We start from the raw sequence: 21,793 nt of genomic DNA on the forward strand, positions 1-21,793 counted from the left end.
TAAGTTTTCACGCATTTGAGCCCGCCGCTTAACCTCGTGTTTACCCGCATCATTAATCATTGCGTCACTGTCTTTGGTGACTGAGAGCGCTCGCCCAGAAGGGCGAAACGGGGGAGTCGGTTAGGTCCGTCTCTTAATCTGGAGCTTGAGTAGACACGGTAGAGAAAAGCTGCTTCCGAGCAATATCTTAGGGCGATTCGCTAAAAATTGCACTTAAAGAGCTTGCGAACCGGAATCAGATTTTGTTAACCATATGTCTGTCAGGATCCGAATCAGTTGTTAAAGGCGTTTTGAGTGCCGCAAGTGCGGCCGACCTGACGCCCGGAGCGGCGGACTAAAGGGGACTGGCATGCGCGTTTTGCTGATTGAAGATGACAGCGCTGTCGCGCAGTCGATCGAGCTGATGCTCAAATCCGAGAGTTTCAACGTCTATACGACGGACCTCGGAGAAGAAGGCGTCGACCTCGGTAAGCTATATGATTACGACATTATCCTTCTCGACCTTAACCTGCCCGACATGTCCGGCTACGACGTGCTCAAGCAGCTCCGGGTTTCGAAGATCAAGACCCCCATTCTGATCCTCTCCGGCCTCGCCGGCATCGAGGATAAGGTCAAGGGTCTCGGCGTCGGTGCCGATGACTACATGACCAAGCCCTTCCACAAGGACGAACTGGTTGCCCGCATCCATGCGATCGTGCGCCGTTCCAAGGGTCATGCCCAGTCGGTCATCCAGACCGGCGATCTCGTCGTCAATCTCGACACCAAGACGGTCGAGGTCGGCGGCCAGCGCGTCCACCTGACCGGCAAGGAATACCAGATGCTGGAGCTGCTCTCGCTCCGCAAGGGAACCACGCTGACCAAGGAAATGTTCCTCAACCACCTCTATGGCGGCATGGACGAGCCCGAGCTGAAGATCATCGACGTCTTCATCTGCAAGCTGCGCAAGAAGCTCGCAAACGCCTCCGAAGGCCGCAACTTCATCGAAACCGTGTGGGGCCGCGGCTACGTGCTGCGCGAGCCGCACGAGGCGGACGAGCGCATCCCCGCCTGATCAGGGTTTAAGGCGAGTCGCAAGGCTCACTCCTCCCGACTGGACCCCGCCGCAAATGGCGGGGTTTTTGTTTGGGGAGGTCGCCCCCGTCAACCGCGCGATCGACAAAGCCGCCGACAGCACGCTGCCTAGCCGTCCGGCGCAGGCCGGACGGCACGACGCCCCCTGAAAATTCAGGTGCGCGCGAGCGTGTCGAGCTTGCCTCGAAGCTCATCAATCGCCGGCTTCGCAATATCGCCGGCGCCGGGCGTTGCCAGCACCTTGTCACACATCTGGTTGATCGTTGGGGTCGCGACCACAATCAGCTTTACGAGGGTGCTCTTTCCTTCAGGAGGGAGCTGCGTTGCGCGGGAGCTGACTTCATTCAGTTGAGCTACTGCCTCCTTCAGCTTGGGCAGAGCGGCCTGGGCCGAAGCGGCATCGGTGATGCCGGGAAGCAAGGTCCTGATGGAACCAACCGACGCGTTGATCTGGTTCGCCAGATTCATCCCTCCGACCGTCAAATCCGCCGGAGCCTTGCCCACGGTACCGGTCGCGGTCCGCGTCGTGGCGGGAGGCGACACCTGAGCGACTGTGTCCTCCCCTGAGCGCCCAAGGGCGAACCAGACCAGACCGCCCAATACTACCGCGGCGACCAACCAGTACGGCCATTGTGGTACCGCTGTTCTGCTGGCCAGCGCAGAGGCCGCCTGACCAGCCCCGGAAATGGTCCGCTCCGAAGCCTCTGCAATTCGGCCGCCAGCCGCGCTGGCTGCCGCCGCGCCGCTGCGCAAGCTTTCAGTCGCTCCATCGATGAGACCGGCTGCATTCAACTGACTGGCAAGACCGGACGGTATTGCCGCGGCGATCTGATCCTTCTGTGAAGTGAGAAGGGATGCCAGCCCGCTTGCATCGAGACCCATGCTGCGTTGCTGCTGACCTAACGAGCCGAGAACCACGGGGCCAAGCATGCCGAGCATCGACTTGCTGGTGCCCTCGCCGATCCCCGCGAACTTGCCTATCGTCTGGGCCATTGTATCCAGCGCTCCGCCACCGAACAGGCCAGAAAGCATGTTCGATCCGGATTCCGCCAGCAGGTTCTGGCCGGCACCGCCGACGAGATTCTTGAGGCTCTCGAGCGAACCGGATTGCTGCGTCAGCGTGTTGGTAAGCTGGCGTGCCCCATTGGGAGTGGAGGCAACGTCAGCGAGGCTTGCAAGAAGGGCGGGAACTGCACCCGCGATGGCTTTTTGCGCGATATTGCGATCAAGACCCAGAACAGAAGCGATCTTCGCGATCATGTCCGGCGTGAGGAATTGCATCACTACAGAGACCAGATTCGTCGCCATGGCGATTCTCCCGAGCAAGGGTGTAGTTGCCTGCTCAAGCTAATCCGTCCCCTCCGGATTGCGCCCCAAAGTTTGATCACCTTATATTACAACCTCGCCGGATTAATCGAAGTTCCGTAAAAACTGCTACGATTTGGCCTCTCAACGAAGATTTCGCTCCTCAACGCAAGGAGTTGCGCGAATGGGTATTCTCTGGACGATCATCATCGGCTTCATCGCCGGCGTCATCGCCAAATTCATTATGCCGGGCGATAATGAACCATCAGGCTTCATCATGACGACGATCCTTGGGATCGTGGGTGCTTTCGTTGCATCGTATCTCGGACGAGGCCTCGGCTGGTACAGCCCGGGTGAAGGTGCAGGACTTATCGGAGCGGTCGTCGGGGCGATCATCATCTTGTTCGTCTATGGCCTCATCACGAGCCGGCGAACGACTTGAAAGGCGCGTTCATGGCGGGCGATGTCGGATCGCGGAAACATCGCGGCCGATAACGCCGATCAGTACACGTCACCGCTGATCCTTCACGCTGCGCTGAACTGCGGCCGATGGAGCCTGAGCAGATGTCGAACTTCGATCTGGCACTGTCGGTTGCGCTTGGCATCGGGCTTGCCGCCGCAACCGGCTTTCGGCTGTTCCTCCCGTTGCTGGTTCTGAGCGTCGCGGCTTACACCGGACATGCAAGCCTGAACGAGGGCTTCGCATGGCTCGGCACGCCAGCCGCCGTCATCATGCTCGGCACGGCAGCCATCGTGGAGATTGCCGCATTCTATGTTCCGGGCGTGGACAATCTGCTCGATACGGTAGCGACGCCGGGCGCCGTCGTCGCAGGGACGATCGTATCCGCCGCTGTTATGACCGACCTGCCGCCGATGCTGAAATGGACGGCAGCCATTATCGCGGGAGGTGGCGTTGCCGGTATCACGCAAGGTTTGACTGCAATGCTCAGGGCAAAATCCACCGTCTTTACCAGCGGCCTTGGGAATTCGGCAGTTGCCACGGCCGAACTCGGGAGCGCCTCGCTGATCTCGATCCTGGCGCTGACCGCGCCGATCGCCGCGCTCGCTCTGGTCATCCTCTTCTTCTGGCTGGCATTCCGGCTGCTTCGGGGCTTGGCTCGGAGATCGCATCAGCCAAACCAGCAATAAGGCGAGAACACTCCTCGCAAGCTCCGCCGGCGATGGCGGGGCTTTGTTTTCGGGGGATTGAACCGCCACCTCCCGTGCACCGACTGACAGATCGTGCGAACCTCTCGGAACGCACGAGTTGGGGCAGATTTAATGATCCTTCAATCCCTCGCCGGGCTGCCGGCGTTCCTGGTCTATTTCTGCACGGCGATAACAGCCGTGGTGGCCTACCTCTTCGTCTATACCCGCGTCACGCCGCATAACGAGTTCGAGCTGATCCGCGCCAACGAGCCGGCGGCGGCGATCGCGCTGGGCCTGAGCCTGCTCGGCTTCGTACTGCCGCTGGTCAGCGCCATCGCCCATTCCGCCAATGTCTGGGATTGCCTGATCTGGGCCGCGATCGCGCTGATCGTGCAGATCATCGTCTATTTCCTCGTCAGGGTTCCGGTGCCGAAATTGTCGGAGCGAATCGCTTCCGGCGAACTCGCCGCCGCGATCTGGCTCGGGCTGTCCTCGCTCGCCGCCGGCGCCCTCAACGCTGCCTGCATGATCTACTGACCATGGCCAACAAACCAGACCAGGAATTCGGCAAGCGCAAGCCGGTGTCGGTGCCGGCATCGCCGCGCCCCGCTCCGCCGCCGGCGAAGCGCTCGGGCCACGTTGCGCTGCTGCTGATGGGTACGTTCGCGGTCGGCAGCGCCGCCTACACGCTGATGCCGAACCGCAATTGCGAACAATCGCCGAATGCAGCTTCGTCGAGCGATACCGAATGCTCGTCGCGCGGGTCGTCATCCAGCAGCCGTGGCGGCTCAGGCGGCGGCTCGTCGCGCAGCAGCTACTACAGCAGCGATTCGTCCTCGAGCCATTCATCGTCAGGCACATCCGATTCCGCTTCGCACAGCGTGCAGCGCGGTGGCTTCGGCTCGTTTGCGCATGCCTTTGGTTTTTCCGGCGGCTGATCCCAGCACGATGCCGTGAAAGGGGCCGGCTTTCGCTTGCTTCCGCGGCCGGAGGTGATGGAGACTGACGTCTCCCCAAAAGTCTCAGGACAGGATCGCAACCATGAAACGCTCGCGTCGTGTGGTGCTGACATTGATGGGAAGCGCCGCGATCGGCGCGGTGTCGATGGGCCTGGTGCCGCGGCAGGATTGCGGGCCCGGTAGCGGGCCGGTCGTTGGTCCGGACGGCAGACTGTACTGCCGCCCGACCTATCGTGGCTTCGGCGGCGCACCGCACCGGCTGCATGGCCACGGCCACGGCGGCCACCATGGTGGCGGTTAGAGCGCTCCATGCAACGCATCGTCTGCCCCGAACGCGATGACTGGCGCGCGACCGCCGAGAACGCCGGATTCGACTTTCACACCATCGATGGCGAACGCTATTGGGACGAACGGGCCTACTACGCATTCACGCTGGATCAGATCGAACGTGGAATCGAGGAGCCCACCGCCGAAATCGACGCGATGTGCCTCGAACTGGTCGGCCATGCGATCGACGACGAACAGTATCTGCGGCGGTTGCGAATACCCGAAGCATTCTGGCCGCTGATTTCCGAAAGCTGGCACCGCGACGATTCCAGCCTCTACGGCCGGCTGGACCTGAGCTTCGACGGCCGCGGTCCTGCGAAACTGCTGGAGTATAACGCCGACACGCCGACTTCGATTTTCGAAGCCGCGGTTTTTCAGTGGACCTGGCTCGAACAGGGGATCGAGCGCAACATCATCCCGAAGCGTGCCGACCAGTTCAATTCGATCCATGAACGCCTGATCGATGCCTGGAAGAAATTCACCCACGCAAGGCATCTCCATCTCGCGGGCATGACCGAGAGTGAGGAGGATGCCGGCACGCTGGCCTATCTCGAAGACACCGCCAGCCAGGCCGGACTGCAGACCACGCTGATCGACGTCGAAGACATCGGACTGCGCGAAGACGGCAACTTCGTCGATCTCGACAACCGCAACATCGAACTCGCCTTCAAGCTCTATCCCTGGGAATGGATGTTTCACGACGAATTCGGCGCAAAACTGTTGAGCGCGCCGACGCGCTGGATCGAGCCGCCATGGAAAGCGATCCTCTCCAACAAGGGCATCCTTCCCCTGCTATGGGAGATGTTTCCGAACCATCCCAATTTGCTGCCGGCCTATTTCGAGGACGATCCGGACGCGGCCAGGCTCGGCACCTCGTTCGTGCGCAAGCCGCTCTATTCGCGCGAAGGCGCCAACGTCGCGCTCGTCAGCGCCGGCACCACGCTGATGGAACAGCAAGGCCCGTACGGGGCGGAAGGATTCATCCGGCAGGCTTTCGCGCCGTTGCCGAGCTTCGCCGATCAATACGCGGTGGTCGGCAGCTGGCTGGTCGATCACACGCCATGCGGCCTGTCGATCCGCGAGGACGAGAACCCGATCACCGGCAACACGTCACGCTTCCTGCCGCACGCGATCGTGTAGCGCGGCTGGGCAAGCGGACGCGGTGAGGAGAGGACCAGGCTCAGCGCGCCGCGGCGACGGCCCGCAGGGTTTGCGGCACCAGGGTCGACGCCCCCACCCGTATCACCGGTGCGATGTTCGGACGATAAAGTCCGCGCCGCTCCGGATAGGGCTTGAACGTGTTGGTAATGCCGACCACGGATTCGGCCGCGCCCAGCGCCAGCACGCCATCGGGCTCCAGCATCCGGGAGAGCCGCTCGAAGATATTGGTCTTGGTATTCTGATCGAAATAGATCAGCACGTTGCGGCAGAAGATGATGTCGAACACGCCAAGATGGGAGAAGTCCTGCAGCAGGTTGAGCTGACGATGCTGCACCATGCTGCGGATCTCGGCATTGATCTGCCAGAGCTCGCCGTTCTGGGCGAAATATTTCACCAGCAACCCGATCGGCAATCCGCGCTGCACCTCGAACTGGCTGAAGATGCCGGCCTTGGATTTTTCCAGCACCGCCTGCGACAGGTCGGTCGCGACGATCTCGGTGCGCCAGCCGGACAGCAGGGGACCTGCTTCCTTCAGGCACATCGCGATCGAATACGGCTCCTGTCCGGTGGAGGACGCCGCGCACCAGATGCGTAAGGCGCGACGGGCCGCACGCGCCTGCGCCATCGCCGGGATAACCGTCTCCCGCAAATGATCGAACGGAATCTTGTCGCGGAAGAAGAACGTCTCGTTGGTGGTCATCGCCTCGACCACCTCCGCCGTCTGTGCTTCCGCCCCGCTCCTCATCTTCGCGACGAGTTCGGAAATTCCCGGCAGGCTGGCCTTGCGCGCCAGCGGCAACAGCCGGCTTTCGACCAGATATTGCTTGTCGGCTGACAGATCGAGCCCGGAGCGCTCTTTCAGAAGCTTACGCAGATACTCATAGTCTGAAGGCGTCACGAACGATCTCCCGAAAACAACCGAACCAGTTTTGGCGCAATCTGAGTGAGCGGCAGAACCGCCGCGCAAATACCTGCATTGGCGGCCGCGCCTGGCATGCCCCACACAACGCTGGTCGCTTCATCCTGGGCAATCACGCTGCCGCCGGCGGCGACGATGTCCTTGCCGCCGCGCATGCCGTCGGAGCCCATGCCGGTCAGAATCACCGACATGATGCCGCCCTGCCAGACGTCGATGGCGGAGTTGAACAGCGGATCCACCGCGGGTTTGCAGAAATTGACCGGCGGCCCGTCGTCGAGCGCGATCGCAGTCTCGGCGCCATGGCGCACCGCGCGCATGTGGCGGCCGCCCGGCGCCAGATAGATCCGGCCGGGCTTGACGATCTCGCCATCGACGGCTTCATGCGCCGGCCGGCGGCTCGCGCGCGCCAGATGCTCGGCGAGAATCGTGGTGAAGGTCGGCGGCATATGCTGGGTGATCAGCACCGGGAAACGATCGATCACCGGGCCGATGTCGGCAACCAGCGTCATCAGGGCCTGCGGGCCACCGGTCGACGAGCCGATCAGGAGCACCCGCGGCGCCAGCATGCTGAAGGGCTGGCGCGCCAGTTGCAGTTGCGCCACCGGTGCAGCGACCGGCTGGACCGATACGCCGCGTGCCCGCTCAGGGGCCGGCGCGATGGACGGGCTTGCGGCCGGCGACGCACGCCGGCGGGCCCTGGCGCCCAGATGACGAATCTTCTGAATCAGATCGTGGTGGAAGGTCTCGGCCGCAGATGCCTCGCGCGTGCTCTCCGGCTTTGGAATGTAGTCGGACGCGCCGAGCGAAAGCGCCTTGAAGCTGATCTCGGCATTGCGGCGGGTCAGCGTCGACGCCATGATGATGACGAGGTCGCGCTTTTTCGCCAGCAGTTGCGGCAGCGCCGAAATGCCGTCGAGCTCCGGCATTTCGATATCGAGCACGGCAACATCGGGCTTGATGCGTTCGATCTGGTTGACGGCGTCGAGACCGGTGCGCAGGGAGGCCGAGACCTCCATGTCCGGCTCGGCGCCGATCCAGCGCGAGATCATCCCGCGGATCACGACGGAGTCGTCGACCACCATGACGCGCAGCTTGTCCTGCCGTGTCGAGATTGGCGGTGGAGACCTCGTTAACGCAACACTCATTAATTCACCCGACTCGACTCAAGCGGCACACTTACAAAACAACGCCGAAGGCCGTTGAGCCGCCGGGATCACCTACTCAGAGCAGGCCGACTTCCTGGAACTTCGCGGTGACGATGTCCTTGTCGAACGGCTTCATGATGTACTCGTTGGCACCGGCATGCAGCGCCCGTGCAATGTGTGCGACGTCGTTTTCGGTGGTGCAGAACACCACCTTGGGCGCGTCGCCACCGGGCATGCGGCGCAGATTGCCGAGGAATTCGTAACCGTCCATGACGGGCATGTTCCAGTCGAGCAGAACCGCTTCGGGCATGGCGCGCTTGCAGACTTCAAGCGCCTTTTGGCCGTCCTCGGCTTCGACGATCTGAAAGTCGAGACCTTCGAGGATGCGGCGTGCGACTTTTCGGATGACGCTCGAGTCATCGACCACCAGACATGTTTTCATTTCAGGCCTCCAACTACACCAGATCCCAAGAGGGATGTTTCCATTCCAAATTCGGTCTTCATGCCGCCATCAGGTCCGGCACGATTTCGAGAACGCGATCGACGTCGAGGACGACCATGAGCTGGCCGTCGAGACGGTGAACACCGCCGGCGAGCTTGGCCATGCGGGGATCGAGATTGACGGGGTTTTCCTCGCGGCCGTTATCATGGAGTTTCAAGACCTCGCCGATCTGGTCGATCAGCAGGCCGTAGGACTCGCCGCGCAGATCGACGCCGACCGCCATCGGCGGCTTGCCGTCGTCGTTCTTGGGCAGGCCGAGGCGAGCACGCATGTCGACCACGGTGACGATGCGGCCGCGCAGATTGAGCACGCCGGCGATCTCCGCCGACGACAGGGGAACGCGGGTCAGCCGTTCCGGCATGAACACGTCCTGCACCCGCGAGATCGGCAGGCCGAACAATTGCCCGCCGATCACCGCGGTGACGTATTCGGCCACGGTGCCCTCGATGGTCTCGGTCTTGGTTGTCATGATCTTACCTTCTTAAGCCGCTTTCCTGGTCTCGGCGGTCTGTTCCTTCAGCGCCGCGATCAGGCCGGGACGGTCGAACTTGGCGACGTAGTCGTGGAAGCCGGCCTGTCGCCCGCGCTCGATCGCCGCCGGCGACACCAGCGAAGACAGAGCGATGATCGGCATCGTGCTCAGATTGTGGTCGGCGCGGATCGTCTCGGCGAACTCGAAGCCGTTCATGTCCGGCATCTCGATGTCGGTCAGCACCACGTCGAATGTGTGGCTCGAGCGCAGCGCGGCGAGGCCCTCCTGCGCGTTGACGGCGACCCGCACTTTGTAGCCGGCGGCCTTCAAGACCGGCGCCAGCATGTTCCGGAAGAACGCTGAGTCATCGACCAGCAGCACCGATTGCGCCGTCGACGAGGCCCGCATCTCCTTGCGCGAGAACCAGTCGGCAAACGCCATGGGGAGGAAGTGGCCGACGTCGATCACTTCGGTGGCCTGGCCCTTGATCACGGCCGAACCGAGAATGCCGTCCTGCTGGCCGGCGACCTCGATGTGCAGCCGCTCCTCGACGATGTCGATGATCTCGTCGACCACGAGCCCCATCGAGCGGCCGTCGTCGGCAAACACCAGGATCGGCTGCGAGCCCTGGGTCTGGACGGTGACCCCGGTCATCTGCACCAGCGGCATCAGCTGCTCGCGGTACTGCACCATGTAGCGGCCGTTAGAGAGCTCGATCTTGTCGGTGGCGATCTCCTCCAGCCGGGTAACGAGCCCGAGCGGGACGGCCTTGGGCTGGCTCGATCCGGCGCGGAACACCAGCAGCGAGGTGAGCTGTTCACCGCCGATCGCATGCGCCGCAGACGCCTCGTCCGCCATCTCATGGGCCGAGGAGCCGGAGGCGCCGAGCGCTTTGGCAATGCCGTTGGGGTCGATGATCATGATCACGGCGCCATCACCCAAAATGGTGTTGCCGGAGAACATGTCGATGTGCCGCAGCTTGGTGGACATCGGCTTGACCACGATTTCTTCGGTGTGGAATACGCCGTCGACCACGATGCCAAAGGTCTGGCTGCCGACCTGCGTCACCACGATAAAACCGTTCTCGGGGTCGCTGGATGATCCGTCGTCGATCTTCAAAAGCTTCTTCAGGTGCATCAGCGGCAACAGCTTGTTGCGCAACCTGAGGACAGCGGTGTCCTTGATGCGCTCGATGCGGTGTTCGGAGTTGGCGCGGGCGCGCACCAGTTCCACCACAGACAATTGGGGGATCGCAAAGCGGTCACCAGCGGCTTCCACGATCAGGGCCGAGACGATGGCGAGCGTCAGCGGGATCTTGATGGTGACGGAGGAACCCTCGCCGGCCACCGACTTGATGTCGATGGTGCCGCCGATCTGGTCGATATTGGTGCGCACCACGTCCATGCCGACGCCGCGGCCGGAGACCGAGGTGACGGCAGCCGCCGTGGAGAAGCCCGGGGCAAAGATGAACTTGTGGATCTGGGCTTCGGTCATCTTCTCCAGTTCGGCCTCGCTGACGAGACCGTTCTGCAGCGCCTTGGCCTTGATCCGCTCGGTGTTCAACCCGCGGCCATTGTCGGCGATGCAGATGATGATGTGGCCGCCCTCGTGATAGGCTGATAGCCGTATCGTGCCCTGCTCGCCCTTGCCTGAGGCCAGCCGCTCGGCCGGGGTCTCGAGGCCATGGTCGGCGGAGTTGCGCACCATGTGCGTCAACGGATCCTTGATCAGGTCGAGCACCTGGCGGTCGAGCTCGGTGTCGGCGCCGTGCATCTCGAGTTCGATCTGCTTGCCGAGTTCGCCGGAGAGATCGCGGACGATTCTGGGCAGCTTCTGCCAGGCATTGCCGATCGGCTGCATCCGCGTCTTCATGACGCCTTCCTGCAGCTCGGCGGTGACGTTCGACAGCCGCTGCAGCGGCACCTTGAACTCGGTGTCCTCGTTGCGGCGGGAGATTTCCAGGAGCTGGTTGCGGGTCAGCACCAGCTCGGAGACCATCGTCATCAGATGTTCGAGCGTGTCCACGTTGACGCGGATCGACTGGTTGGCGATCTTGTCGGCTTCCTGAACATCGGTATCGGCGACCGCGGCGCGCTTGGCCGGTTTGGCCTTCGCGGTTTCCTTGGCGATTTCCTTGGCTTCCGGCACGGTGGCGGCTGGCTTGGCGGCGGGCGCGGCCGGCTTGGCGACAGGAACCGGCGCGGGTTTGGGCGCGGGGGCGGCTTCGGTCTCGGTCTCGCGGAAGGCGCGTTCGAGGTCGTCGAGCGAGACCTCGCCGGGACGCAACGGGCGTTCCAGTACCTGGTCCACCAGCGTGCCCTTGGCAACTTCCTGGGCGATCGCGGGCTGCACCGGGGGTGCGGCAACCACGGGGACCGGCGCGGCAACCGGCTCGGCCGCGGCATGCTTGGCGCCTTCGGCCATCGCGTGCAGTTTCTCGATCAGGTCTTCGTCGGTGCCCTCGGGCTCGGTCTCGGTCGCTTCCAGCCCGGCCAGAATCTCTTTAATGCGGTCGATCGAAGAAAGGATCAGCGTCACGGCTTCGGCCTTGACCGGCATGCCGTCGCGGAATTTGCCCATCAGGGTCTCGCCAGCATGGGCCAGCGCTTCCAGCCGCGGCAGCCCCAGGAAACCGCAGGTGCCCTTGATGGTGTGGACCAGGCGGAAGATATTATCCAAAATCTTCGCGTCGCTCGGGTCCTGCTCGAACCGCACCAACTGATTGTCGACCGTATCCAGGCTTTCGCTGGTTTCGGTCAAAAACTCCCGCAATAAGTCATCCATGAAACTGGCCTTCGCACGCACCGGCACGCGACATCGACGCGCCTTACGGAACGAGGCCAGCTTCTATGCAAAGCGTTTAATATTGGTTGCTCAAATGGAAAAGAACGGGATCAACAAAGAGATAAGGCGGCAGAAATGAATTCTGCCGCCTGTTTTCAACACTTGGTTAACCTTAAACGCGCTTCAGCGCGTTCTGGGATCGCGCCTAAACGCGTTCAGGGTTTGCGCGTTGGCGCGCGCTTTAAGCCGCGGTAACGATCACCTTTTCCCCGTCGGGCGCAAGCGTCACGCTGAGCCCGCAGGCCTGCGCCAACAGCCGCGTATAGTAAGGCTGCACCGCATGCGCATCGACGGAAGCCGTCGAGTTCACGCTCAGGAGATCGGCGATGTTCTGTGGCAGGCGGGCGTTAAGGCCGGCCGACGTCACGCGAAAACTCATCGTCTCGCCGTCGCCGATCGGATCGACCGTCAACGTACCGCCGCGCGGGATCGTCTGCTGCGCAATGATCAGCATGTTCAGCAGCAGCTTGACGCGGTTCTTCGGCAGCAACAGCCGCGGCAGATTCCAGGTGATGGTGATCTTGCCGTCCTCGATGTGGCCGCGCGCCATGGTCTGCGCATCGCCGAGATCGATCTGCGCACCCGCCGATCCCGCGGCGCCAAACGCCAGGCGGCAGAACTGCAATCGCGCCGAAGCGGTCTTGGCGCTCTTGCGGATCAGATCGAGCGCGAAATCGCGGTCTTCGGGTTTCGGGTTGTCGTCAAGTACCTCAAGCCCATTGACGATCGCGCCAACCGGGCTGATGAGATCGTGACAGACTCGCGAACACAACAGCGCCGCAAGTTCGAGGGCATCGGGAGCAGGACCGGGAGACGGAGTGCCAGACATCATGGGTTCCTGGAAAGCCGCCGAATCGCAAATTGCTGGCGGGCAGTTACGAATCACGCGTGCTTATCGGTTTGATACACTGCGCAGCCCCGTGCTGCCAGCACGGGGCGGCAATGGTAAGGCAGGACGAACAGCAAATAGGCTTAGCTCATGAATGAGGCACGTCCGCCCGCACTCGACTGCGATGCCGCCGCGGCGCTGATCGAATCGCTGACCGACACCGTGATCCGGGCTGGCGCTGCGATCCTTGCCGTCAACCGTTCCGCCATGAAGGTCGACGGCAAGACCGACGGATCGCCGGTAACGGAGGCCGATCTGGCGGCTGACCTGGTCATCGCCGAGGGCCTTGCCCGGGTGGTGCCCGATATACCGTCGCTGTCGGAAGAGCGCACCGCGCAGGCCACACTGCCCTATCGGGGAAGCTTCTTCCTGATCGACCCGCTGGACGGCACCAAGGAATTCGTCGCCGGCCGCAACGAATTCACCGTCAATCTGGCGCTGGTGAGCCACGGAACACCGCTGCTCGGCATTATCAGCGCGCCCGCGCTCGGGCTGATCTGGCGCGGCATTGTCGGACGCGGCGCGGAACGGCTGACGCTTGGCAAGGGTAAACCGTTGATCGAGCCGATTCACACCCGTCCCTGCCCGCCGCGCGGCCAACCGTGGACGGTCGCGGTCAGCCGTTCGCATGGCGATGCCAGGACGGAAGCCTTCATTGCGGCAAGGCCGGGCGCGGTACGCTGTGAACTCGGCTCGGCGGTCAAATTCGGCCGGGTCGCCGAAGGCGGGGTCGATATCTATCCCCGGCTGTCACCGGTCTCCGAATGGGACGTGGCTGCGGGTCATGCGGTCGTCTTGGCCGCCGGCGGCAGGGTCACGAATTCAAGCGGCGCAGCGCTGCAATTCGGCACCGAGCGAAAGGATTTTATCGTTCCGGAATTCATCGCCTGGGGCGATCCGAACGCGGCAGTGTGAGTTTCGCAGCAGTTCGCTACAGCCGCCACCTCGCTACTGCGCGAGCCCTCGCTCCAGCGCTGGCCAGCGCGCGGCGGCGTCTTTCAGGAAACGTGCCGGCTCGGCGGCGAACGCATCGCGGTTTTCCTCGCGGCCAAACAGATAGAGCCGTTGACCCGCGACTACCCAGAAGCGCGGGTTGCCCGCATAGGTTACCCCGCGTCCCAGATCGACGGGGTCATAGCCGCCGAACTGCGGCCCGTAGATTTCCGGATGCGCCACGAAGGAGGCGCGATTGCCTTCGTTGCGGAAACGCCAGACAGCGCCGGCTTCGCGGGCCTCGAAGTCGGGCAAGCCTTGAAAGGCCATGGATTCCGTGAAATAGGCGACGGGATCGAAGCCCTCGATGGCGAGCCCGGAATAGCGGTTCACCACCACGCGCTCGGTGGTCGCGGCCCACGCGGCGAAATCAAGGCTGAGCGCAGCAAAAAAGCCCGCCAATAAGGCAAAAAGGGCTATTCCGGGGCGCGAACCGTATCTTTCCTGCCGTTGTGCCGTCATAGTTGGTGCCGATAACATTGCGAGTCGAGGGGACACTGGGCGCAACCTAGAGCCATGCTTGTTGGCGTCAGGTTAAGGCGGCGGCCAGAATTTCGATGCCAGGGGTTCTTTCATGACGTTTGCTTCACGCCTAGCCGCGGTGACGTTTGCCGCGCTGATGTGCTGGACCGTGTCGGCTTCCGCGCAGCAGCCGCCGCCGGCCTATCCGGCGCAGCAACCACCACCGGCCTACCCGGCACAACAGCCATATCCTGCCCAGCCGGCGCCGCCGCCACAGCGCCAGGCAGGCCCGGACACCTTCGAACCTGGCGAACTGGTTTCGGCCGGGCACAAATTCTTCGGCAATGTTTCGCGTGGACTGGCATCCATCATCGAGCGCGCGGTCAGCCAATGGGGCCTGCCCAACGGCTATGTGCTCGGCGAGGAAGGCTCGGGCGCTTTTGTGGCGGGCCTGCGGTATGGCGAAGGCACGCTCTACACCAAGAACGCCGGCGATCTGCGGGTCTACTGGCAGGGGCCGTCGGTCGGCTTCGACTGGGGCGGCGACGGCGCGCGCACCATGACGCTGGTCTACAACCTGCCCGCGACCAATGCGATCTATCAGCGCTTCGTCGGTATCGACGGCTCCGCCTATATCGTCGGCGGCTTCGGCATGACCGCGCTGACCGCCAACAACATCGTGCTGGTGCCGATCCGCTCCGGCATCGGACTGCGGCTCGGCGCCAATGTCGGCTATCTCAAATATACCCCGCGCGCGACCTGGAACCCGTTCTGAGCCCGTTGTCGGGAGCGTGATCCGGAAAACTGGGGACCGGTTTTCCCTTGGGACAAAACGCAGCGCGTCTTGCCCGGAGAATCATGCTTAAACTAAAAAATGCGCGCGTCTCGTCCAGCCGATTCAGGTTAACGCGGCAACGGGCTGGTCTTTGGCCGACCCGGCGTGGCATTGTGATTAACAAATTCCCTGTCTGTGTGGAGTAACCATCCATGATCGAACCGATCATGTATCTGGCAATCGGTTTTCTGGTCTCCATGCTGTTCGGCCTGATGATCGTGCCGCTGGTGCACAACCGTGCGGTGCGGCTGACGACGCGGCGGCTTGAGGCGGCAACGCCGCTGTCGATGGCCGAGATCCAGGCCGACAAGGACCAGCTGCGCGCGGAATTCGCCATGTCGGCGCGACGGCTCGAAATGAGCGTCGAGCAGCTCAAGAACAAGACCACCAGCCAGCTCGCCGAACTCGGCAAGAAGAGCGACGCGATCAACCGCATGAAGATCGAGCTCGGCGAAAAGAACGCCACGATCTTCTCGCTCGAAGCGCGCGAGAAGGCGGTGAAGGAACAGTTGCGCGCCACCGAAGAGGAATTCGCCGCCAAGACCGATCTGCTGCGCAACGCCGAACATGCGCTGACCGACAAGCAGGCCGATCTCGCCAGGATCAATCACGAATTGAACGATCGTTCGATGACGGCGGACAGCCGCCAGGTCGAGCTGGTCGCGGTGCGCACGCAGATCGAGCAACTGAAGGGCCGCGTCGGCGACGCCGAAAAGGAATTTTCGACGACGCAGGCTCGCCTCGCCCAGGAGCGCGCCGATTCCGAGCGCGCGACGCACGAGCTGACGGAAGCGCGCAGCCGCGTCGAAAATTTGAGCCAGCGCGTCACCGACCTCGACCGGCAATTGATCGTCCAGGTCAAGGAAGCCGAGATGCTCGGCAGCCGCGTCAACGACCTCGAAGCGCGGCTGGCGACGCAAGGCAAGATCCTCGCCGAGCGCGAATACGAAAACAATCAGCTCCGGCAGGCGAACGAAAACGCCGAACGCGCCGCACGCGAACTGCGCACAGAGATCGCGGCGACGAACGGCGGCAAGTCCCCGGTCGTCGAGAAATTGCGAGCTGAGAAAGCTGCGGTCGAGGAGCAGCTTCGCGCCGCCCGCGACGAGCGCGCCAAACTGCAGCGTGACATCAACGCGATCCAGCAGCAGGCCGAAAGCTCGTGGCAGACCGAGCGGATGGAGAACGCGCTGCTGCGGGAGCGCATCAACGACATCGCCGCCGAGGTGGCAAAGCTCGCCATGCAGCTCGAGGGCCCGAATTCGGCGATCGAGGCCATGCTTGCCGCGGAACCGGCCGTGCCAAAAACCCCGGCCAAGCCCGCCAACGACGTCCCCGGCACCGCAGCCGTCGCGGAAGGCGGCGGCACGCTCGCCGAACGCATCCGCGCGCTACAGTCCCACGCCTCCCGCGCCCGGCAGCAGGGGGCGTAATTCTCCCAATTTTTTGTTCTAACGCGTTCTCTTTTCGCGAACCGGTGCCCACTTCGCTCGAAAACGCTATGGCGCGGCCTGACTATCGCTTGACACTGAGGGCCCGCACTTCGTAAATCGCGGGCTCTGACGGCCCTGGTTTTCGCCGTTCCCGGACGCATAGCTCAGCGGGAGAGCGTTCCCTTCACACGGGAGAGGTCCAAGGTTCGATCCCTTGTGCGTCCACCATCAAGCCCGTGATGTATGGGCTTTGAAATATGGCTTTGACGTTTCTCAGAGCTTGAATGCGCCGGCATTGGCTATGCAACGCATGCCGCGGCGAAAGGCCCGGCGTTTAACAACCACTTAATACTTTTGCGCAAAGGATAGACAACCAGCGCAACATTATTAGATCGCCGCAAGAAATGCGAGCGGAACTCAGGCTCCTGATGAGGGAATGGCATGAGAACGCTTCTCATTGGAATTCTGGCTGCGACCCTGGTTGGCTGTAGCTACCCTTGGCCGCCGCAAGCGAGCATGGAAGCATGCACGGACGCGAACGGGTTCGGCAAAACGGCGGCCAGTCGGCCGATTGAACCGACGCCAGCGTCATCTAGGACCAAGTCCGAGACAACAAGGGCCAAGTCCACAAGCACGGCGAAGATGGAGGAGCCGACGATTGCCCGCGCCCGCGACGGGTCCGATCTCGCTGCGAAAAAGCCGAAGTCCGCCGTAGTCGAAGCGAAAGTCGAGGCTCCGGCGTCTGGTCGGCCCGCCGAGACGCCCGATCCGGTCATTACCAAGGCGAAGACCACGGTTGCTGCGAAGTTGGAGGACCCCGCGTCCGCCGAGTTCGGCGAGATGAAACGGGCCAGCCGCAAAAATACGCTCGGAAAATCCGTCGACACCATTTGCGGCCGCGTCAAAGGAAAGAAAGCGTCGGGTGAAGATACTGGAGACAGGCCTTTTCTATATCTCGTAACGGAAGATGAAGCATACGTCGTCGATGGCCCCGCGAATTCGGCGGCGGCGAGCGCGTATCGCAATATTTGCAGCAGCTAGATCTGTTGCGAGGGACCAGAAGGTCCCCTGGCGACGTTCCAGCGAACGGACTTGAAAGTCGGAAGCAACGTCGCGAATTAGCAGCGATTTGCTGCAGAGCGTGTGGGGCAGATTTTGCTCCAAGGAAAATGGAAATCAAAACTGGTGGAGTGACTCAAGCCCTTTCTCTGAATTCGGGGACACCATGGACGATCTTACTAATCCCGCGGAACTAGCCCTGGTAACACAAAACTCGCCGGTGCTCGTAATCATCGAGCAACATGTCCTGGCGCGTACGTGCATCCTCAATATCCTCAGGAGAGAGCTCACTGGATTCGAGATCGTCGAGATGCCAACGACGAGCGGCCTGAACTGGTTGTCAGGCAGAGATATCCGCCTGATTGCGCTGAATATCGGGGACAAGCAGATCACTGACCCTTCGATCGAGGAGAGTCTCGCGCTTCTCGCAAAATCCTGTCCGAATGCGTCCGTTGCCGTGTTGTCAAATCGCGACGACGATGCGACGGCCTCAGCCGCGATGCAACGCGGAGTGCGCGGATTTTTTCCGATATCGATCCCGGTCGAAGTCGCTATTGCCGGACTACGCCTGGTTCTTGCCGGTGGGGTCTACCGACCGTTACCGATCGTTGGGCAAAATGGAGCGTCGAGCCTCAAGGCGATATCGGAATGCCCCGGCGCGCCCGAGCTATTCGGAACTAGCCAGGGTAACGGCGCCACCAGGATTGTGCCGGAGAAGGCGATGGTCGACCTTACACCACGCGAACAACATGTGCTCGAGGCGCTGCAGCTCGGCCTTCCCAACAAGTTGATTGCCGTCAGGCTCAACCTTTCGGAAAACACCGTAAAAATGCATATTCAGCGCATCATGCGAAAATGTTCCGCGCATAACCGCACCGAGGCGGTCATTCGCTGGAGCCGACGCGCCAATGGTCATGCGCTGCCCTCCCGCGTGCGATCATCTTGAGAGCTGCCTGAGCTGGCAGTTCTGCTCGCAGTTCAATCCTCGCGGAACGCGCTGTGGAAGCTGTCGAGCAGAGGCCTGAGGGCGTAGAGCGCCACGGTGCCGCGACCCGTCTTGATGAACGCCTGGGCCGGCATTCCCGGAATGATCTGGACACCAGAGAACCCGGCGCCGGCCGGATCCTGCATTCGAATCTTCGTTGCGTAGTAGGGTTGATCGGTTCGCTTGTCGACCAGACGGTCGGCAGACACGTGCATCACAGTCCCATGGAGCGGTGGCACGCGCCGCTGATTGTAGGGCAGGAGATTCACTTCGGCGCTCAGTCCGGGACGGACCACATCGATGTCTTCGGGCCTGACGCGCGCAATCACGATGAGCCGATCTTGCCGGGGAACCAGATCCATGAGAGGTGCGCCGGCGCCGATCACGCCACCTGGAGTATGAATCCTCAGGTCCGTTACCACGCCGTCCTGGGGCGCCTTGACCGCCGTTCGTGACAGTTGGTCGTCGGCCGCCTGCAGTCGTTCGCGTATCTGAAAAATCTGGTTCTGCACCTCGCGCAGCGATTGCGCGATCTCGTTCTGGCGGTCGTTCTCGAGTTTGAGAAGAGTTGCCTGCGATTCGTTGATGACCTGACCGGCGCGCGATATCTGCGCGACAACCTCACCCCGCCGCCCCTCGATGTCAGCCATCTCCCGCTCGAGGTTCAGAAGTCGCGGACGCCGCTCAAGTCCCTTGTTAACGAGCATGGCGACGGTGGCAGCTTCTTCGCGGACGATTTCGATGCGCCTTGAGGCCGCGCTTTCCTGCGCCCTGAGGCCCTCGATCTCCTTTTCGACCTGCGACCTTTTTTCCCGGTTTACGGCCGCTTGCGATTGAAAGACCTGCCGACGCGTTTCGAAGATGGCTTGCTGCCCCGCAAGAACGTCCGCGACCGACGGACTTTCATACTGTGCCATCTCCAGCTTGGCCGAAAACAACACCCGCTCTTCTCCGTGCTGTTCTGCCTGCAGCCGCGCTTCTCGTGCCGTCGCCTCCCACAACTGGCCTTGCAGGCTCTGGGCTTCGGCACGAGCCTTGGTGTCCTCCAGCGTGATCAGTGTTTGTCCAGCTCGGACAGCGTCGCCGTCCGCGACCAGAATTTCCCTGATGATGCCGCCCTCAAGATGCTGGATCGTTTTGCGGCTCGACTCGGATTCGACGGTCCCGATAGCAATCGCCGCGCTTTCGAGCGGGGCATAGGTTGACCAGGTACCGAGACCAAGGACAAAGCCGCAGACCAGCAGGTTTCCAGTCCAGGTGACGCCGCGAAGTCGGTCGCGGAGCGCCGGCGGCGCCGATCTCAACCACCGTGGGATCTCCCAGATATCGACCTCAGCAAATGCAATTTTGAGACGAGCCCATCCCCTTCGGGCAAAGCGACGGTGAAAACGCTTGATGCGGATCCAGGTGACGCCGCGCAGCCGGTCGCGGAGAGCCGACGCCGCCGATCCCAGCCACCGCGGCACCTCCCGAATGTTGATGTGAGCGGATGAAATCTTCATGCGACCGGCTCGCGCGAGGCAACTTGGGGGCGTGCCAAACACCTTTCGAAAACTTCCCTGCTCTCACCGAATGCGCTGACCGCTCCGCCCTGCATGATGGCAAGCTTGTCCGTTGCGCCGAGGATCCCTATCCGGTGGGTGATGATGATGACAGTCGTATTGGCTGCCTTCATCCGTTCAATGGCGTCGAAGAGCATGCGCTCGCCGAGACTGTCCAGGCTGGAGTTCGGCTCGTCGAGGACCACGAGGTGCGGGTTGCCGAAAAACGCCCGTGCAAGGCCGAGGCGCTGGCGAAACCCACGTGGGAGATTGGCCCCTGCGACATTGACGACCGTATCGTACGCCTGCGGCAGCCGAATGATCGTTTCGTGAAGGCCGGCCAGCTTCGCCGCTTCAATGACCTTCTGTAAATCGGCGTCGTCCAGCCGTGCAATGATGTCCTTTATTGTTTCTCCGAAGAGATCGATATCCTGCGGCAGATATCCGAGACGCCGGCCGCCGCCGGAATCGCGCACGGCCAAAACGTCGATGCCATCGAGCGAGACCGAACCCACCGTCGGAGCTGAGATTCCAGTGATGATTTTGCCGAGCGTGGATTTGCCGGAGCCGGAGGGACCAATGATGCCAAGGCATTCACCGGGCGCGAGACTGAACGACACATCTCTCAGCATCAAATGGTTCGATCCCGGCAGGGCGGCGCCAACATTGTTGACGATGAGATTGCCCTTCCGGTCCGGGAAGGCCTTGATGCTCTTGACCGGGGTGGCAGCCGACATGATGTCGTTGAGCCGGCGGTAGGCGGCCAGGGCCATCGCGAACGCCTTCCATCCTGCAATCGCCCCTTCAATGGGCGCAAGCGCGCGTCCGAACAGCATGCTGGTAGCAAAGATGATGGCGGGACTTCTGCTCTGTTCCAGCACGAGCCAGGCGGCAGTGCCCATGATCAGGACCTGCGCGAGCGCCCGCGCGGGTTTGGAGATCAGCATGATGGTCTCGTGGCGACGTTGCACCACGGCTTGCTCGCTTCTCGCATCCTGCGCAGCTTGGCCGATGAGGCGCGCGGCACCTTCGAGCATTCCCATCGCCCTGATCACGTGGAGGTTTCCGGCGGCCATCGCGAACCATCCCTGACTCCTCGTCAGTGCGGCAGCCGACCGCGCCTGCGGGCCTTCCGTGAGCCGGTCTCCGACAAGCCCGAGACCAAGCAGGAGAAGCGCGGTGAGCGCGCCTACCACTCCCAGCAACGGATGCACAAGGAAGAGAACGCCGAGAAAGAGTGGCGTCCAGAGCGCGTCAAACAGCGTCGAGCTCGCTCCTGACTGAGCGAACTGACGCAGGGTCGTAAGATCGCGATAGGCTTCCGATACCCGCGCCCGATCGGCTTCATAGGCGTATCTGAAGCACGCGGAGAGCACTGCCGGATGGAGTTCTTCCTCAAGCCACTCGCCCATCCGGCCCAATGCGGCGCGGCGCAGCGCATCGAGCACGCCGCCAACCACGACGGTAAACGCCACGATGAGCGTCAGCATCAGGAGCGTATCGCCGCTGCGGCTCGACAGCACGCGATCGTATATCTGAAGCAGATAGATGGAAGGCGCGAGGAGAAGGAGATTATAGCTGCAGCTATATGCGAAAACTAATCCGAGCGACCCCGCGCAGGCCCGCAAGGCCGACTTCAACGGCGTCCGAAGTGGTGAGATCGTTTGCAGCCGGAGCGGTGGCATCAGCATTGCGGTCCTGCCAGAGATCTGAGTCCGACCCTTCCCGCATTGTTTCGGCTG

Annotated in this window: 22 protein-coding genes and 1 tRNA gene; 13 read left to right on the plus strand and 10 right to left on the minus strand. The window is 62.3% G+C overall.

Going from position 1 to position 21,793, the window contains the following annotated elements; translation table 11 throughout:
- Positions 1–349 precede the first annotated feature (349 nt).
- Positions 350–1,051 carry a response regulator transcription factor CtrA gene (ctrA, locus tag V1283_RS29865; protein ID WP_016848562.1) on the plus strand — a complete coding sequence of 234 codons (702 nt, stop codon included), beginning with the start codon at positions 350–352 and terminating at the stop codon, positions 1,049–1,051.
- 173 nt (positions 1,052–1,224) lie between these two features.
- Here ctrA and V1283_RS29870 read toward each other — a convergent pair whose 3' ends face one another.
- The gene (locus tag V1283_RS29870) at positions 1,225–2,379 is read right to left on the minus strand and encodes a DUF937 domain-containing protein (protein ID WP_334390194.1); all 1,155 of its coding nucleotides are present in this window, start codon (positions 2,377–2,379) and stop codon (positions 1,225–1,227) included.
- Positions 2,380–2,560: 181 nt separating this feature from the next.
- Here V1283_RS29870 and V1283_RS29875 point away from each other — a divergent pair, with 181 nt between their 5' ends.
- From V1283_RS29875 to V1283_RS29900, 6 genes are all read left to right on the plus strand, one after another.
- Positions 2,561–2,818: a GlsB/YeaQ/YmgE family stress response membrane protein gene (locus V1283_RS29875; RefSeq protein WP_334390195.1), complete on the plus strand. Its 258-nt coding sequence runs from the start codon at positions 2,561–2,563 to the stop codon at positions 2,816–2,818.
- A 122-nt stretch (positions 2,819–2,940) separates the two neighbouring features.
- Complete coding sequence (locus V1283_RS29880; RefSeq protein ID WP_334390196.1) at positions 2,941–3,525, plus strand: DUF4126 domain-containing protein; 585 nt, start codon at positions 2,941–2,943, stop codon at positions 3,523–3,525.
- Between the two features lie 132 nt (positions 3,526–3,657).
- Complete coding sequence (locus V1283_RS29885) at positions 3,658–4,062, plus strand: DUF350 domain-containing protein (RefSeq protein ID WP_334390197.1); 405 nt, start codon at positions 3,658–3,660, stop codon at positions 4,060–4,062.
- A 2-nt stretch (positions 4,063–4,064) separates the two neighbouring features.
- Positions 4,065–4,463: a hypothetical protein gene (locus V1283_RS29890; RefSeq protein ID WP_334390198.1), complete on the plus strand. Its 399-nt coding sequence runs from the start codon at positions 4,065–4,067 to the stop codon at positions 4,461–4,463.
- A gap of 103 nt (positions 4,464–4,566) precedes the next feature.
- Positions 4,567–4,785: a hypothetical protein gene (locus tag V1283_RS29895; RefSeq protein WP_334390199.1), complete on the plus strand. Its 219-nt coding sequence runs from the start codon at positions 4,567–4,569 to the stop codon at positions 4,783–4,785.
- 8 nt (positions 4,786–4,793) lie between these two features.
- A complete protein-coding gene (locus V1283_RS29900; protein ID WP_334390200.1) occupies positions 4,794–5,951 on the plus strand; it encodes a glutathionylspermidine synthase family protein in 1,158 nt (385 codons plus the stop codon).
- 40 nt (positions 5,952–5,991) lie between these two features.
- Here the strand turns inward: V1283_RS29900 and V1283_RS29905 are convergent, their stop codons facing one another.
- The 6 genes from V1283_RS29905 to chpT form a co-directional block, all read right to left on the minus strand.
- Positions 5,992–6,870, minus strand: a complete 879-nt coding sequence (locus tag V1283_RS29905) for a CheR family methyltransferase (protein ID WP_334390201.1) — start codon at positions 6,868–6,870, stop codon at positions 5,992–5,994.
- Positions 6,867–8,036 carry a protein-glutamate methylesterase/protein-glutamine glutaminase gene (locus tag V1283_RS29910; RefSeq protein ID WP_334390202.1) on the minus strand — a complete coding sequence of 390 codons (1,170 nt, stop codon included), beginning with the start codon at positions 8,034–8,036 and terminating at the stop codon, positions 6,867–6,869. Before V1283_RS29910 ends, V1283_RS29905 begins: the two co-directional genes overlap by 4 nt.
- A 76-nt stretch (positions 8,037–8,112) precedes the next feature.
- Complete coding sequence (locus V1283_RS29915; RefSeq protein WP_108517399.1) at positions 8,113–8,478, minus strand: response regulator; 366 nt, start codon at positions 8,476–8,478, stop codon at positions 8,113–8,115.
- A 58-nt stretch (positions 8,479–8,536) separates the two neighbouring features.
- Complete coding sequence (locus V1283_RS29920) at positions 8,537–9,007, minus strand: chemotaxis protein CheW (RefSeq protein WP_334390203.1); 471 nt, start codon at positions 9,005–9,007, stop codon at positions 8,537–8,539.
- 12 nt (positions 9,008–9,019) lie between these two features.
- Positions 9,020–11,794: a hybrid sensor histidine kinase/response regulator gene (locus tag V1283_RS29925; protein WP_334390205.1), complete on the minus strand. Its 2,775-nt coding sequence runs from the start codon at positions 11,792–11,794 to the stop codon at positions 9,020–9,022.
- Between the two features lie 241 nt (positions 11,795–12,035).
- The gene (chpT, locus tag V1283_RS29930) at positions 12,036–12,683 is read right to left on the minus strand and encodes a histidine phosphotransferase ChpT (protein ID WP_334390206.1); all 648 of its coding nucleotides are present in this window, start codon (positions 12,681–12,683) and stop codon (positions 12,036–12,038) included.
- Between the two features lie 150 nt (positions 12,684–12,833).
- Here chpT and V1283_RS29935 point away from each other — a divergent pair, with 150 nt between their 5' ends.
- On the plus strand, positions 12,834–13,658 hold the full coding sequence (locus V1283_RS29935; RefSeq protein WP_334390207.1) for a 3'(2'),5'-bisphosphate nucleotidase CysQ family protein: 825 nt from the start codon (positions 12,834–12,836) through the stop codon (positions 13,656–13,658).
- Positions 13,659–13,691: 33 nt separating this feature from the next.
- On the opposite strand, the gene V1283_RS29940 is transcribed toward V1283_RS29935, so the two are convergent.
- A complete protein-coding gene (locus V1283_RS29940) occupies positions 13,692–14,198 on the minus strand; it encodes a YHS domain-containing (seleno)protein (protein ID WP_334390208.1) in 507 nt (168 codons plus the stop codon).
- Positions 14,199–14,310: 112 nt separating this feature from the next.
- On the opposite strand from V1283_RS29940, the gene V1283_RS29945 reads away from it, so the two are divergent.
- From V1283_RS29945 to V1283_RS29965, 5 genes are all read left to right on the plus strand, one after another.
- A complete protein-coding gene (locus V1283_RS29945; protein WP_334390209.1) occupies positions 14,311–14,973 on the plus strand; it encodes a DUF1134 domain-containing protein in 663 nt (220 codons plus the stop codon).
- A gap of 212 nt (positions 14,974–15,185) precedes the next feature.
- Positions 15,186–16,466 carry a hypothetical protein gene (locus V1283_RS29950; RefSeq protein ID WP_334390210.1) on the plus strand — a complete coding sequence of 427 codons (1,281 nt, stop codon included), beginning with the start codon at positions 15,186–15,188 and terminating at the stop codon, positions 16,464–16,466.
- A gap of 153 nt (positions 16,467–16,619) precedes the next feature.
- A tRNA-Val gene (locus tag V1283_RS29955) sits at positions 16,620–16,694 on the plus strand.
- Positions 16,695–17,108: 414 nt separating this feature from the next.
- Complete coding sequence (locus V1283_RS29960) at positions 17,109–17,507, plus strand: hypothetical protein (RefSeq protein ID WP_334390211.1); 399 nt, start codon at positions 17,109–17,111, stop codon at positions 17,505–17,507.
- An 88-nt stretch (positions 17,508–17,595) separates the two neighbouring features.
- A complete protein-coding gene (locus V1283_RS29965) occupies positions 17,596–18,471 on the plus strand; it encodes a response regulator transcription factor (RefSeq protein ID WP_334390212.1) in 876 nt (291 codons plus the stop codon).
- 32 nt (positions 18,472–18,503) lie between these two features.
- Here V1283_RS29965 and V1283_RS29970 read toward each other — a convergent pair whose 3' ends face one another.
- The gene (locus V1283_RS29970; protein ID WP_334390213.1) at positions 18,504–20,012 is read right to left on the minus strand and encodes an HlyD family type I secretion periplasmic adaptor subunit; all 1,509 of its coding nucleotides are present in this window, start codon (positions 20,010–20,012) and stop codon (positions 18,504–18,506) included.
- On the minus strand, positions 20,009–21,742 hold the full coding sequence (locus V1283_RS29975) for a type I secretion system permease/ATPase (protein WP_334390214.1): 1,734 nt from the start codon (positions 21,740–21,742) through the stop codon (positions 20,009–20,011). The genes V1283_RS29970 and V1283_RS29975 overlap by 4 nt, the downstream gene beginning before the upstream one ends.
- Positions 21,743–21,793: the final 51 nt, after the last annotated feature.

Origin of the sequence: Bradyrhizobium sp. AZCC 2262, assembly GCF_036924535.1 — a bacterium.
In the GTDB taxonomy this organism is placed as follows: Bacteria; Pseudomonadota; Alphaproteobacteria; order Rhizobiales; family Xanthobacteraceae; genus Bradyrhizobium.

Excerpts from the sequence above, each read along its gene's own strand:
- ctrA (WP_016848562.1), top strand. The coding sequence starts at position 350 with ATGCGCGTTTTGCTGATTGAAGATGACAGCGCTGTCGCGCAGTCGATC.
- V1283_RS29870 (WP_334390194.1), bottom strand. The coding sequence starts at position 2,379 with ATGGCGACGAATCTGGTCTCTGTAGTGATGCAATTCCTCACGCCGGAC.
- V1283_RS29875 (WP_334390195.1), top strand. The coding sequence starts at position 2,561 with ATGGGTATTCTCTGGACGATCATCATCGGCTTCATCGCCGGCGTCATC.
- V1283_RS29880 (WP_334390196.1), top strand. The coding sequence starts at position 2,941 with ATGTCGAACTTCGATCTGGCACTGTCGGTTGCGCTTGGCATCGGGCTT.
- V1283_RS29885 (WP_334390197.1), top strand. The coding sequence starts at position 3,658 with ATGATCCTTCAATCCCTCGCCGGGCTGCCGGCGTTCCTGGTCTATTTC.
- V1283_RS29890 (WP_334390198.1), top strand. The coding sequence starts at position 4,065 with ATGGCCAACAAACCAGACCAGGAATTCGGCAAGCGCAAGCCGGTGTCG.
- V1283_RS29895 (WP_334390199.1), top strand. The coding sequence starts at position 4,567 with ATGAAACGCTCGCGTCGTGTGGTGCTGACATTGATGGGAAGCGCCGCG.
- V1283_RS29900 (WP_334390200.1), top strand. The coding sequence starts at position 4,794 with ATGCAACGCATCGTCTGCCCCGAACGCGATGACTGGCGCGCGACCGCC.
- V1283_RS29910 (WP_334390202.1), bottom strand. The coding sequence starts at position 8,036 with ATGAGTGTTGCGTTAACGAGGTCTCCACCGCCAATCTCGACACGGCAG.
- V1283_RS29915 (WP_108517399.1), bottom strand. The coding sequence starts at position 8,478 with ATGAAAACATGTCTGGTGGTCGATGACTCGAGCGTCATCCGAAAAGTC.
- V1283_RS29920 (WP_334390203.1), bottom strand. The coding sequence starts at position 9,007 with ATGACAACCAAGACCGAGACCATCGAGGGCACCGTGGCCGAATACGTC.
- V1283_RS29925 (WP_334390205.1), bottom strand. The coding sequence starts at position 11,794 with ATGGATGACTTATTGCGGGAGTTTTTGACCGAAACCAGCGAAAGCCTG.
- chpT (WP_334390206.1), bottom strand. The coding sequence starts at position 12,683 with ATGTCTGGCACTCCGTCTCCCGGTCCTGCTCCCGATGCCCTCGAACTT.
- V1283_RS29935 (WP_334390207.1), top strand. The coding sequence starts at position 12,834 with ATGAATGAGGCACGTCCGCCCGCACTCGACTGCGATGCCGCCGCGGCG.
- V1283_RS29940 (WP_334390208.1), bottom strand. The coding sequence starts at position 14,198 with ATGACGGCACAACGGCAGGAAAGATACGGTTCGCGCCCCGGAATAGCC.
- V1283_RS29945 (WP_334390209.1), top strand. The coding sequence starts at position 14,311 with ATGACGTTTGCTTCACGCCTAGCCGCGGTGACGTTTGCCGCGCTGATG.
- V1283_RS29950 (WP_334390210.1), top strand. The coding sequence starts at position 15,186 with ATGATCGAACCGATCATGTATCTGGCAATCGGTTTTCTGGTCTCCATG.
- V1283_RS29960 (WP_334390211.1), top strand. The coding sequence starts at position 17,109 with ATGGAGGAGCCGACGATTGCCCGCGCCCGCGACGGGTCCGATCTCGCT.
- V1283_RS29970 (WP_334390213.1), bottom strand. The coding sequence starts at position 20,012 with ATGAAGATTTCATCCGCTCACATCAACATTCGGGAGGTGCCGCGGTGG.
- V1283_RS29975 (WP_334390214.1), bottom strand. The coding sequence starts at position 21,742 with ATGCTGATGCCACCGCTCCGGCTGCAAACGATCTCACCACTTCGGACG.